This window comes from Xanthomonas sp. WCS2018Noco2-27 (assembly GCF_031843525.1).
Lineage (GTDB): Bacteria > Pseudomonadota > Gammaproteobacteria > Xanthomonadales > Xanthomonadaceae > Xanthomonas.
In genome coordinates this window covers 127,943-140,558 of record NZ_JAVTIK010000012.1, presented here as the reverse complement: position 1 = coordinate 140,558, position 12,616 = coordinate 127,943, and the positions used below count along the sequence as shown (strand labels likewise).

The window sequence follows — 12,616 nt, the reverse complement described above, 5'->3', positions numbered from 1 at the left end:
GTTGCGCTGGCCAATGGGCTACGAGCTCAATTCTGCGATTTTCATCTTCCAGCACCGGGAATCGCTTTAGCTCAGACAGGTCAAGTCCCACACACCTCTGTCAAGATTATCTGCTCGTTCCCTTGATTGAATGTAGCAGATCCAGGCCGCATTGCTCGAATCTTCTTCAATCCAGCCTCCTCAGTAAATTCACGCAACGGCCATCGGCATCCTCAATTCCGGAACAGAAATTTTTCAATTGCAAGCGTTGAATCTGTTTCTCTGCAAGTTGACCATTTTCTTTCTTCAGGACCAAGGCACTGAGGAAATCAAGATGATCATGCATCTCTCCTCTTTCTGAAACTTCATCTTTCAAGTGAATTAGAAATTCCACGTCCTGCTTTGATATCAAATAAACAATACAGGCAGCTTGAGGGCGAGAATGAAGCGCACCAAATATATATCTAGCTTTTGCATATCTTGAAAGCCCCTTCAAATAGGCTTCAGCCGAACAAGCCGTTGGAAATTTCCTGTATTCACTATCACTTTCCTCACCTTTTGAAGTCAGGCCGCAGGAAGTCAAAGCCAGGAAAAAGAAAATAATAGCCTTATTCACAATAATTTCTGCCATTTAATAAATCGTACTCCATGACACCCTGCGCATTATGACCCTGGACTTCAAACCCAATTTCTCTATATGCCGCATAGTCAGACAGCCCAGATGTGCGCCCATCAAAATACTGTTGGAATTAATTTGGCAGAAAATTTCTGTTCCACATTTGCTGTTGAACACATGCTCAAGCTCACGTGCAATTAGCGCTATGGTATCAGCACTCCCTGGCTTATCCACTCCAGAATTGACGAATATATTGTAGCCTATCGTCATGGCATTAGTTCCGTCAGGCAGAATGCCGAAATCAGGAAAAATTCGTACGCGACCAAGGTCAACGTAGCCCTTACATTTTGAAAGGGACGTCTCTTCGCAATCACAAAGTCTTCTTAAGCCTGAGGGATCACTGCCATCTGTGGGGTTTGCGCCAACATAGCCGTACTTTGAGTAGTAGCATCAGCCACCCCACGCAACCCAGGGTTAGCGTATGAACACCTCCTCTGTCTTGCCCGCCGCCTTGGCCCTGAGCAAAGAAGAGACCGCCTTTTTCGTACAGATGGGTGCGCGCACCGCGCAACTGCGCAAGGACCAGTCCATCACCCAGGCGCAGCTCGCCCAGTGGCTCGGCGTCTCGCAGCAGACCATCACCGCCTACAAAGTTGGCCGCCGACGTATCCAGGTCTCGGCCCTGCCGACCATTGCGCGGGCGCTCGGCGTGTCGGTCGAAGAGCTGATCGGCGAACCCGTCACGACAGCCAAGCGCGGACCGGCGCCGAAGCTGCAACAGCAGCTCGAACGCATCACTCGCCTGCCCAAGGCACAGCAGCGCTTCGTCATGCAGATGATCGATACCGTCTTGCAGCAACAGGCCGCGGGCCGCTAAACACGAAGCCCCGCACTTGGCGGGGCTTCGATCTTCATTTGGCGCCAGCCGCTGTGCGGATTGCGCTCTACCGGCCTTACGCGTGCTTCAGCAACCGTTTGACATCTTTGGGCCTGACCTTGCTGCACCGGATCATGTGGTCGCAGTAATCACCGACAGTTCGGATGGTGACCTGCCCCGTACCGAGTTCTTTCGTGATTGCCCTATCCGCAACATCGCGAATGTCGTCATTGACCTGATCAAGCTCGTTACTCCGAAAATCAGAGACGAAGCTCGCCGCGAGGTCAGTGCCGAACCTTAGATCAGGGCTCAACTTGGTTACTGGCAAGTGAAAAATTTCGGCCAGCCTTACGATAGCACTGGCCCGTATCATTTGCTCCAACGCGTCCATGGTGTCCCCCTACTTACAGCCACAATCATCTTCAGTTGAAATCGCATCTACTGCCGCTTTGACTTCAATAGTAAGGTCAAAGAACCCTTCGAAGATTAGTGCGCCAGTCGCAGCTACACCGAGTGCCTTTCCGCCGACAGTCCGACCGAGCTCACGCAGGTCCCTAATCCCTGTTCTGCCTGCCCAGCGGCTGAGCTGACTCGTGTACGGATTCAGCTGACTTTTCGGAACGCCCAAACCCCTGAGCTCAGATGGGGTTTTTGGCATTGTGCCAGCACCCAACGTAATCCCAAGAGTCGCCGCAGTTTTTCCTAGATCGAATCTGTTTTCTTCAATGTCATTCACAAACTGATCGAAGTTAAAGCAAAGCAATCCCAGCGGATCAATGTTCGAGACTGGATTTCCCCCGACATAGGCATAGGTGCTTGTCCCACCTTCCAATCCAATCGGATCACTCTGCCCATACCGACCTGTGGCCGCGTCGTAATCCCGGAAGTAGTTCTGATTGAACCCGCTCGCTGCATCAAATCGCTGGCCTGGGAAGCGCATGTCGAACACCATCGCGGCGCCATCCCCATCCGGATCCTGGTTGGGTGCGGTGTTGCCGAAGGCTTCGCCCTTCAGGCTCCAGTTCCACACAGCAACGTCGCGGACGGCATCGACGACCACACGTGGGCTGCCGAGGTGATCGGGTTCGACGTAGTGCAGTTGACCGCCGTTGGCCAGCAGGCCCACCGGCAAGTCGTCCAGCCAGATCGCTTGCTGCTTGGGTGCGCCGTTGGTGTCGTAATCACCGAGCCAGTGGCCCGCCTCATCGTAGAGCGTGTAGGTATTGTTGGTGCCTAGGCAACGGCGTACCTGTTCGCCGCGGCCGTTGTAGCGGTAGTTGCCGTTGTAGCGGTAGTTAACGGCGCGCTTGACGTGGGCCATGCGGCCGGTTGTGTCGCACAGGTATTCGCGTGCCTTGCGGCCGATGGTGAGGGTATTGCCCATCTTGTCGTAGGTACGCGCCACGCCTGCAACCGCGCTCAGGCGGTGGTTTGTGGTTTGTGGTTTGTGGTTTGTGGTTGGTGGTTGGTGGTTGGTGGTTGGGTAGGTGTAGGCCTGCGTCGCGGCGCCGACTTTGGTACTCAGACGGGTACCGATGCGTCGCAAATGTTATTTACGCACCTTCGTTCAGTATTGTAAATATGTCAATTATGTTCTTTATACTCATAAGACGCTCGAGCTCGCTCTTAAAGTGCTCCGGAGCATCCGCTCGACACACTTGTCAATTCCGCATCCACTAAAACAACAACCATATCTGGCACTAATTGGCCGCATTCGCCCAGGTGGCTGTAGTTCAAGGTAAGTCTACCTTGATTGAAAAATCCAGAATACACTCCTTCCACATCATCTTTTTTTGATTTTACAATATAATAATTTTTAGTTTTTTCATAAGACTCACGCAATCCGGTGATTTTTTGAAAAAACTCAACACTTACTTTTTTATAATCCTCTGTACCAAGAGCAGCTCTAACAGCGTCAATAGCACCAGGAGAAACCTCTAATATTTCACCACTATTTAATCTATAGGATTTCTTTAATTCATTAACACTCCCGCCCTCGCTCATACTGGCCTTTCCAACAGCACCGCTGGCGCAGCCAGAAATAAGGACGCATAGAAAAACAAGAGATCTTGATCGATTCATTTGCAATCCAATCTATCTTTTATGATATCTCTAACTCGATCATCAGGAGCGCCAAAATATTCCCCCATGATGTTTCCCTCCCAACCCGGGACCGCTTTCGCTTTTCTGGGATTTCTACCTACTATGTCGTACATATCGTCTCGGGAGCTATAATAGAAATCCATCAGGTGGCCGGCTTCATGGGCGGCAACCCATGGATCATTGTCCACATACCATTTCCCGCCGTTGCCTTGGACGAATGATGTCCCGGTGCCTGGAAGTAGCTCAATTTTGCTCGCCCGTCTGCCACCTATGCTTGTAGTTACCCTGAAGCCCGGGACGGACCAAATTCCCTCTATCGCACTACGCATCGAGCTGATGACCTGCGGATTAGACGCAACACCACTAAATTCCAAATTTATGTTTATTTCAACACCACCTTCCACGCACCTACATACCGCACGCATTCCTTGATCGTCATACAAGTTAAATGCGTTGCCGGAAGCATATGAGTAAGTACTTGGGCCACCACCGAGTCCAATCGGATCACTCTGCCCATACCGCCCAGTAGCCGCATCGTAATCCCGGAAGTAGTTCTGATTGAACCCGCTGGCCGCATCAAATCGCTGCCCTGGGAAGCGCATATCGAACACCATCGCGATGCCATCCCCATCCGGATCCTGGTTGGGTGTCGTGTTGCCGAAGGCTTCGCCTTTCAGGCTCCAGTTCCACACGGCAACATCGCGGGCGGCATCGACGACCACACGTGGGCTGCCGAGGTGATCGGGTTCGATGTAGTGCAGTTGACCGCCGTTGGCCAGCAGGCCCACCGGCAAGTCATCTAGCCAGATCGCTTGCTGCTTGGGTGCGCCGTTGGTGTCGTAATCACCGAGCCAGTGGCCCGCCTCATCGTAGAGCGTGTAGGTGTTGGTTGTGCCTAGGTAACGGCGTACCTGCTCGCCGCGGCCGTTGTAGCGGTAGTTCATGACCGCGGCACCTGCGCGTTTTACCTGGGTCATGCGGCCGGTGGTGTCGTACAGGTATTCGCGCGCCTTGCCGCCGATGGTGAGGGTATTGCCCATCTTGTCGTAGGTGCGCGCCACTCCGGCGACCGCACTCAGGCGATGGTTGGTGGTTGGGTAGGTGTAGGCCTGCGTCGCGCCGCCGACCTTCGCACTCAGGCGATTGCCGGTGGCATCGTAGCTGTAGCCATCGATCACGGTATTGGCGGCGCCGTCCTTAAGCGCTTTGAGCCGACCGAGGGCGTCGTAGTCCAGTCGTAGCTCTGGTGTCGGATTGCCAGCCGGGGTCAGAGCGGTGAGGTCGCCAACGGCATCGAAGCCAAAGCCGATTTCCAAGCCGCCCGCGCGGGTGTCTTGGATGCTACGGGGGCGGTAGTCAAGATCGTACATGCGCGCCAGCTTACGGCCGTTACCGTAAGTCCAGCCCGAGGATTGACCGAATGGGTAATAGGTCGCATTGCCCAGCAGGCGCTGGCGGCTGCCACCTGGTGCGGTGACCCCAACATCGGTCGTTTGCCCTTGCGCGTTGCGGACGTAATCGACCGTTGTGCCGTCCGGGTAGACCATCGACCGTAGGCGGCCGCCGGTTGTGTAGTCGTAGCGCAACACGAATGTCTTGCCATTGACCACCTGCACCTTGCGCACCACCTCGCCGAAGCGGTTGTAGCAGTATTGAGTGGTACCGCCGCCATCCTGGAGCTTGGTCAAGCGCCCGACTGTGAACGTCTCGCCGCTGGCGCACACGCTCTGCGTGACGTCATAGGTATAGCTGACATTGAAGGCGGCGGTTGGATAGCTGATGCTCAAGACGCGGTTGAGCGCGTCGTAGGCGTAGGTGGAGGTGACGCCGCGCGCATCGGTTTGCGTGGCGCGGTTGCCCGCGCTGTCGTAGGTATAGCTAGTGACGCCGGTGTCCGGGCTGGTCAGCTTCAGGGTATCGCCGAAGCCGTTGTACGTGTAGCGCGTGTCCAGACGTTTGGGGTCCTTGACCTGCAACGGGCGATCCTGCGTGTCGTAGCCCACATTGGTTTCGGCCTCGATGCCATCGACATCCTGCAACGTGCGTGCAAGCCGGCCGAGTGGGTCGTGCTCTTGCAGGGTGCTACGGCCGAATGCGTCGGTGATCAAGCGCAGGTTGCCATTTGCATCGTAGGCGTAGTCGGTAGGATTTGCGGCTGCGTCTGCCTGCGTTTCCAGTTGGCCCAATTGGTTGTAAATACGGCTCAAGCTGCGCTTGAGCACGCCTTGTGCATCTTTGGTCTGCTCCTCCAGACGGTTGCCAGCCTTATCAAGCACGTAATGGAGGGTATTGCCGAGCGTATCGGTGACATCGGTGAGGCGTTGGGCCTGGTCGTAGACAAACGTGGCGTAACTGCCATCGGGCTGGGTGATGCGCTTGACCAAGCCGGTGGGCCAATACTCGAACGTGGTGACGCGATTCTGCGCGACAGTCGCACCGTGAACTGTGGTCGATGCCAGCCAACCACGTGGGTGGTAGCTGTAATCAGTCAGCACGCCGTTCTCGTCGACAGCAGAAAGAACGCGGCCTGCTGCGTCATAGCTCAAATTCTCGCGGATCTGGCCGCGGGCGTTGATGGTTTGCTTGAGGTCACCCTTGCGATACATGCACGCTCCAGTGACCGTATCGCACCCAGCGTCATCGACGGGGTAGTAGTTGTAGGTCGTACGGTCGTCGATATCTGTGCGCGGGCCGTCGATGGACTTCAGGAGGCCGAGCACGGGACAGTCGCCGCCTGCAACCACATCGGCTGCCTCGCAGTAGTCCGTCCTGAGAATCCTGGTCTGACCACTTGCGACGTCGGTCGTGATGACTTGCTGCGGCTGCAGTCGCGCATTTCGGACATAGCCTATTTTCTTATCACTTGATTGAACTGACATCAATCGATTGCTGTCGACAGCCGTGCGCGTACTTGTCGTTCGCTGACTGGCTAAACCAGCCGCCTCGGTGACCGTATGCATATTGACTGGCACGCCAGCATCCGCAAGTTCGGCATACGCGTGTTGCGTGATAAACCCGGCACGATCGGTAGATGCTCTCAAGCGCCGACGAAAATCGACACTTGCGTCCAGATAGTCGCTGCTGAGGGTACCTGCGCTGTCGGTGACGTCATCTATTTTTCTAGGACCTGCGGAACGCTGGCTCAGCGTATATGTCGTCCGCTTTCCCAATGCATCGGTTACAACGGTGGCGTCATCGGTGTAATCAAGCGTCACACTGTCTGCGCCGTCGTGATGTTGGCTTGACACAACACGCCCCGTAGCGCTGTAGGCGAATGTGCTGTAGCGCATTCCATCCTCGGCGACCACACCGGTCAAGAAGCGGTAAAAATCCTCGTCTTCATACAGATACGACCTGACCCGGCCGTCCGCAGAGGTCACGCTCTCCAGCACCGCGCTATCCGGGAAAGTGTCAGAGTAAGCGTAGGTGGCCAACGCAACTCCGTCCAGCGCAATTCGAATAAGCTGAGCATAACGGGAACCATCAGCGTAGTGGAAAACCAATTTGCGGCTGGTCGAGTGCGTGATCGACTCCAACCTTGAGGACCGATCGTACGCATATCGAAGGTAAGTACCGTCGTCCTTCGACACCAAGCTCAACGCGCCTGTGGCGTCAAATTCCGAAACCGTATCCGACCTAAAAAGCCGCCATCCATTAGCTATTTTCTCGAGCCGATCCCCAGAACCATCAGAAGCAATAAAAGAATTTCCGACCGATTTGAAACTACGTTGAAGCCCGCTTCCTTCTGCAAGCATTGCGTGAGAGCCACTTGCAGAAACGCTGATTTCATGTGAGTTGAACCAGCCCGCCCCAAGGTTGGATCGCCGTCCAACCTGCGAGGACCGAAACGTTCGAACGAGACGTATCCACCCAAGATCAAAATCTTCTTCAGGCTGAGACTTTTCTCCAGTTTTTACGTCGCAAGGATTACCAACCGAGCACGTATCCTCCAAGGAAGGTCCTGTCAAATAAGCAAATATCTCCAGATTTACACAAGCCTTATAATCATTGTTCCAAGTCGTATACACAGGACAGAATAACCTGCGGGCGCGAGTGCCGGTCCCAAAGTGCTCTATGGGGAAGCAAGTTCCATCGTATAGAATTACATTCGATATAATGTCAAAATTTCTTGACTCTATACGACCTTCGAATTCATCAGAATATGGCGTCCATTCGGTTGATGGCTTCAGCGAAACCTTGCCACATTCATTCAATCCACCATAGAAGGACTCAAGACGTGCAACCATCTCAGCCTCAGTTGCGTAACGGCCATCTACTGCAGAGAAAGTCCATTCTGGATCGGAAGGTTGATCGTTCCCAAGCCAGTATGTGAGCGTCACTGTCTGGTCTTCGTTTGTTTTTGTCTCTTTTATGTGCGTAGCTAAAGCATACGCATACTGTGCATCGCTGGGACCAGCGATCTGCGCCATGGCCTCAATTGCACGATGTTGATTGTCAAAAACGCCAACGGTTGTCGTCGGAATTTCTGGGTGCTTGGCAGAAACCGTCCATTCTGGTTTGACCTCCTGCGCGGAGACTCCGCAGACAGCGGTCAGCAGCAGGGCGCAAACGTAATGACTAAGCCACAAGGGCCTAAGAACTTCCATGTTCTAATCTCTCTCTATTTTTAACTGCTCAACAGTGCTACAGGCGCTATCGAGCACGACGTGGCTGCCACAAGTGCGCCACTATCACCTGCCGAAATTGCTCCAGTCAAGTATCAGTTCAACTTATGCTGGCTCACCTAATGATCAAGGCGCACAGCTTCTTCCCAGCTAGCGGCCTCAGCAATCTGCTATGCGCACATTATCTTGCTCAGATCTGGGCTCGCCAAGCATCGCGTCACGTCACGTTAGTTTGCAATCGAGATTCACGCACACACCGATGATCGCGAGCGCCTGTCTTCACACGCTGTGTGCCGGTCGCTAGGCAACGAGCATCGTGACGCAGCAAGCCAGAAGCTTCATCGATTGCTTTGTACACGCGCCAGCCATCACGCAATGGCTGGCGCCTGCGAATCAGTTGTGCGGTTTACGCGCAGCTGCACTCTTGCTGATCGACTTGTTCGCTGCCACCTTGCCGGCTGCGGTTTTGCTCATGGTCTTCTCAGCTGTTCTTGCGACTTTCTTCGCCGCCCGCTTGGTCACTGGCTTTTTTGCAGCCTTGCTGGGCAAACCGCCTGCGCTTCCAGCAGATTTTGCGGCAGGTGCTGCAGCACGTTGGGATGTCGCCCTGCCCGCTTTCTTCGCCGTCTTCTTGCTTACCTTCTTGATCGGCGTCGTAGCGCTGCTGCGCACTTCCGGCGGGCGGCGCGGCGGCGGTTTGCGGCCTGGGGTGAGTGCGCGCCAGGCGTGTCCGCCGTTCATGGCCAGTAGCGCGTCGGCGGCCGAGGGGCCGGCGCTGCCAGCGGCGTAGTTGGGGAAGTCGCTGGCCGGTTGTTTCCAGGCATCCAGGATCGGCTGCACGATGCGCCACGCACCTTCCACCATCGCCGCGTCCTGGAACAGACCGGCTTCGCCGTTCATGCAGTCCTGCAGCAGACGCTCGTAACCCACGGTGTATTCCTTGGGGAACCAGTCGCGGTAGCGAAAGTCCATGCGCACCGGCGCCAGTGCCACCTGCGCGCCGGGGCGCTTGACGTCGAACTGCAACGAGATACCTTCATCAGGTTGGATATGCAGCACCAGCCAGTCGGGGCCATAGCCGCCGACCTCGGTGCTGCGAAACGGTGCCAGCGGCGCGGGTTTGAAGCGGATGGCGATCTCGGTGGTGCGCTCGCGCAGACGCTTGCCGGTGCGCAAATAAAACGGCACGCCAGCCCAGCGCCAGGTATCGACCTGCAGCTTCATCGCCACATAGGTTTCGGTTTCCGAGTCGTCCGGCACGGTGTCTTCTTCGCGATAGCCGGGCACGGCACTGCGATTGACCGCGCCGGACGCGTATTGGCCGCGCACCACATCTTCCGGCTTGATCGGGCGCACGGCTTCGATCACTTCGGCGCGGCGGCGATGCATCGCCTCGGTGGTGAATGCGGCTGGCGGTTCCATCGCAATCATCGCCAGCAACTGGAATAGGTGATTGGGCACCATGTCGCGCAAGCAGCCGGTGGGATCGTAGAAGCGCCCGCGCCCTTCCACACCGATGGTTTCGGCGGCGGTGATCTGCACGTGATCGATGCGGTCGCGGTTCCACACCGGCTCGAACAAACCATTGGCAAAACGGAACGCAAGAATGTTCTGCACGGTTTCCTTGCCCAGGAAATGATCGATGCGGAACACTTGATCCTCATGCAGCACCTTGGCCACGGTGGCATTGAGATGCTTGGCGCTGGGAAGATCGTGGCCGAACGGTTTTTCCACGATGACGCGGCGCCAGCCCTGATTTTCGCGCTGTTTGACCAGGCCGGCTTCGCCGAGATTCAACAGCACCGGCTCGAAAAAGCGCGCGGCGGTGGCGAGATAGAACAGCACATTGCCTTGCGTGCCATAGCGCTTGTGCAGTTTCTCCAGCACGCCGTCCAGCGCCTGATACGCGCCAAGGTCGGTAAAGTCGCCGCGCAGGTAATGCATGCGCTCGCGCAGCCAGTCCCAGGTGTCGGTGTCGAATTCGTCGGTCTGGAATTCGGCATCGCGGCTGCTCAGCAGCTGCGTCATCGACTGCCCCATGTTGCTGCGCCACGCGCGTTCGCTGATGTCGCCATGGTCCATGCCGACGATGGCGAATTCCTCGCCCAATGCACCGGCACGGCGCAGGTTGTACAGCGCCGGCATCACCAACCGCTTGGTGAGATCGCCGCGGGCGCCGAAGACCACGATGATGCACGGCGGGGTTGTGGCTTGTTCGTTCATGGATGTGTTTCCTTTTCGCCCATGCGTCCGTGCAGGCGCAATGCCGCATTGACCAGGGCCACGTGGGAATACCCTTGCGGGAAGTTGCCAAGCATGCGTTTGCCGCGCGGGTCGTATTCTTCTGCGAGCAGGCCCACGTCGTTGCACAGCCCGAGCAAACGCTCGAGCAATGCGCGCGCCTCATCGGTGCGACCGATCAACGCAAAGTTTTCCACCAGCCAGAAACTACAGGCCAGGAAGGTGCCCTCGCCCGCCGGCAGGCCATCGGCGCTGTCGTCGGCGCGATAGCGTTCGACCAGGCCATCGATGGTGAGCTCGCGCGCGATCGCATCGGCGGTCGCTGCGATGCGCGGATCGTCCGGCGGTAGAAAGCCGACGATAGGAATCAGCAACAGCGCTGCATCCAGACGATCGGAGCCGTAGCTCTGCACGAAGTGGCCATCTGGATGCACGCCTTTTTCCAGTACTTCGGCGCGTATCTCTTCGGCAAGCCGGCCCCAGTGCGCGCGCTTGTCGGCATCGGCATTGGTAATGCCATCGCGGCTGCCGCAATCGAATGCCAGCCACGCCATCACTTTGGAATGCACGAAATGGCGGCGCTCGTCGCGGATTTCCCAGATGCCTTCGTCCGGTTGGCGCCACAGGGTTTCCAGCGTGTCGAGAATCTTTTCCAGCAACGACGCCGACGACCCATCGTCATCGGCAGGCGGCCCCACGCCTTTTTCGCGTGCGTAATGAAAGGCGCCGATCAGCTCGCCGTACACATCGAGCTGAAATTGATCCACCGCGCCGTTACCGATGCGCACCGGAACGGAATTTTCGTAGCCGGGCAGCCAGTGCGCTTCCCATTCCTGCAATCGGCGCTCGCCGCCGATGCCATACAGCGCCTGTAATTGATCCGGCGACCCGGCGATGGTGCGTTGGACCCAGTCGCGAAACGCCGCAGCCTCATCGCGATAGCCGGCTTGCAGCAACGCGATCAGCGTAAACACCGAATCGCGCAACCAGCAGTAGCGGTAATCCCAGTTGCGCGTGCCACCCAGATGCTCCGGCAACGAGGCGGTGGGCGCAGCCACGATGCCGCCGGTGGGCAGATAGCTGAGCCCTTTCAACACCACCAGCGAGCGACGCACCTGCTTGGTCCACGGGCCGACATCGGTGCAGCGACGTGCCCAGCCATGCCAGAACGCGGTCGTGCGTTGCAGCGCCTGCTCCGGATCGATCGCCGGCGGCGTGGGCTGATGCGAGGCGCCGTGACTGAGCAGAAACCAGGTGCTTTCGCCTTCGCGCAACGTGAAGTCGGCTTCGGTGCCCAGGTCTTCGCCATGCAGTTCCTGCGGCGAGCGCAACGCGAGCTGGTCGGGGCCGGCGATCGCGCGAATGCCGCCGTCGATGCCGGTCACCCACGGCACCGTGCGGCCGTAGTTGAAACGGAACGTCAGGCGCATGTGCATGGGCATCTCGCCCTGCACGCAGCGCACGATGCGCACCAGATGCTGGTGGCTGTCGCCTTTGTCGTTGGCGACCATGAAGTCGACCAGTTCCACCGTGCCGGTGTCGGTGCTCATGCGCGTGCACAGCACCAGGCTGTCGTCTTCGTAAGCGCGTTCGCTGCGGAATGCGGCGGCGGGCGACAATGCCCATTGCCCGTGTTGCTCGTCGCCCAGCAGCGATGCGAAGACTGCATCGGAATCGAAGCGTGGCAGACACAGCCAGTCGATGGTGCCGCGATGGTCGACCAGGGCCGCGCTGTGGCAGTTGCCCAGCATGGCGTGGTCCTCGATACGCACGCTCATCGTGTGGGCGTTTCCTTCCAGCGAAAGAATCCGCAGTCTTACATGCGCGGTGTCGGGATCGGGTTACGAATACGCGGGCAAACGCAGCAACGGTGGCACCGTGTGTTCCAGCCGATGGATCAGTGCCGGATCCATATAGGTGTAGTCGTCGGGAATCTGCAACGACACCACGCGGCAATGGCGCAGATGCGCGGCGAAGCGTTTGCGCAGCAACTGCAGGTGGCGGCGCTCCATCACCAGCACCAGATCGGACTCCTGCAGCAATTCGGGCGTGACCTGCACCTCGGCGTCCGCTGCCAGCCCGGCCGATTGGGTCTGCACGCCCGGCCAGTCGGCGAACACGCGCTCGGCGGTGGGACTGCGCAGCCGGTTGCGGCTACATACGAACAGCACCCGC

Annotated in this window: 8 protein-coding genes and 1 pseudogene; 1 reads left to right on the top strand and 8 read right to left on the bottom strand. The window is 57.3% G+C overall.

Annotated elements, in window-relative coordinates; all coding sequences use genetic code 11:
• Positions 1 to 166: 166 nt before the first annotated feature.
• A complete protein-coding gene (locus tag RQH86_RS17800) occupies positions 167 to 610 on the bottom strand; it encodes a hypothetical protein (RefSeq protein WP_311239859.1) in 444 nt (147 codons plus the stop codon).
• A gap of 484 nt (positions 611 to 1,094) precedes the next feature.
• Here RQH86_RS17800 and RQH86_RS17795 point away from each other — a divergent pair, with 484 nt between their 5' ends.
• A complete protein-coding gene (locus RQH86_RS17795; protein ID WP_311239860.1) occupies positions 1,095 to 1,472 on the top strand; it encodes a helix-turn-helix domain-containing protein in 378 nt (125 codons plus the stop codon).
• Between the two features lie 76 nt (positions 1,473 to 1,548).
• Here the strand turns inward: RQH86_RS17795 and RQH86_RS17790 are convergent, their stop codons facing one another.
• The 7 genes and pseudogenes from RQH86_RS17790 to RQH86_RS17760 all read right to left on the bottom strand — a co-directional run bounded on the left by RQH86_RS17790 (position 1,549) and on the right by RQH86_RS17760 (position 12,612).
• On the bottom strand, positions 1,549 to 1,863 hold the full coding sequence (locus RQH86_RS17790; protein WP_311260615.1) for a hypothetical protein: 315 nt from the start codon (positions 1,861 to 1,863) through the stop codon (positions 1,549 to 1,551).
• A gap of 9 nt (positions 1,864 to 1,872) precedes the next feature.
• Positions 1,873 to 3,006, bottom strand: a pseudogene (locus RQH86_RS17785) (RHS repeat-associated core domain-containing protein); the annotation flags it as partial.
• 92 nt (positions 3,007 to 3,098) lie between these two features.
• On the bottom strand, positions 3,099 to 3,554 hold the full coding sequence (locus tag RQH86_RS17780; RefSeq protein ID WP_311239861.1) for a hypothetical protein: 456 nt from the start codon (positions 3,552 to 3,554) through the stop codon (positions 3,099 to 3,101).
• Positions 3,551 to 8,182: an RHS repeat-associated core domain-containing protein gene (locus tag RQH86_RS17775; protein WP_311239862.1), complete on the bottom strand. Its 4,632-nt coding sequence runs from the start codon at positions 8,180 to 8,182 to the stop codon at positions 3,551 to 3,553. The genes RQH86_RS17780 and RQH86_RS17775 overlap by 4 nt, the downstream gene beginning before the upstream one ends.
• Before the next feature lie 411 nt (positions 8,183 to 8,593).
• Positions 8,594 to 10,423 carry a glucose-6-phosphate dehydrogenase gene (gene zwf, locus RQH86_RS17770; protein WP_311239863.1) on the bottom strand — a complete coding sequence of 610 codons (1,830 nt, stop codon included), beginning with the start codon at positions 10,421 to 10,423 and terminating at the stop codon, positions 8,594 to 8,596.
• Positions 10,420 to 12,219, bottom strand: coding sequence for a glycoside hydrolase family 15 protein (locus tag RQH86_RS17765; protein WP_311239864.1), 1,800 nt, complete (start codon positions 12,217 to 12,219; stop codon positions 10,420 to 10,422). Before RQH86_RS17765 ends, zwf begins: the two co-directional genes overlap by 4 nt.
• A 63-nt stretch (positions 12,220 to 12,282) precedes the next feature.
• Positions 12,283 to 12,612 (bottom strand): phosphotyrosine protein phosphatase, encoded by a 330-nt coding sequence (locus tag RQH86_RS17760; RefSeq protein WP_311239865.1) that lies wholly within the window; start codon positions 12,610 to 12,612, stop codon positions 12,283 to 12,285.
• Between the last annotated feature and the right edge of the window lie 4 nt (positions 12,613 to 12,616).

Coding starts and splice junctions, on each gene's coding strand:
- RQH86_RS17800 (WP_311239859.1), bottom strand. CDS start 610: ATGGCAGAAATTATTGTGAATAAGGCTATTATTTTCTTTTTCCTGGCT.
- RQH86_RS17790 (WP_311260615.1), bottom strand. CDS start 1,863: ATGGACGCGTTGGAGCAAATGATACGGGCCAGTGCTATCGTAAGGCTG.
- RQH86_RS17780 (WP_311239861.1), bottom strand. CDS start 3,554: ATGAATCGATCAAGATCTCTTGTTTTTCTATGCGTCCTTATTTCTGGC.
- RQH86_RS17775 (WP_311239862.1), bottom strand. CDS start 8,182: ATGGAAGTTCTTAGGCCCTTGTGGCTTAGTCATTACGTTTGCGCCCTG.
- zwf (WP_311239863.1), bottom strand. CDS start 10,423: ATGAACGAACAAGCCACAACCCCGCCGTGCATCATCGTGGTCTTCGGC.
- RQH86_RS17765 (WP_311239864.1), bottom strand. CDS start 12,219: ATGAGCGTGCGTATCGAGGACCACGCCATGCTGGGCAACTGCCACAGC.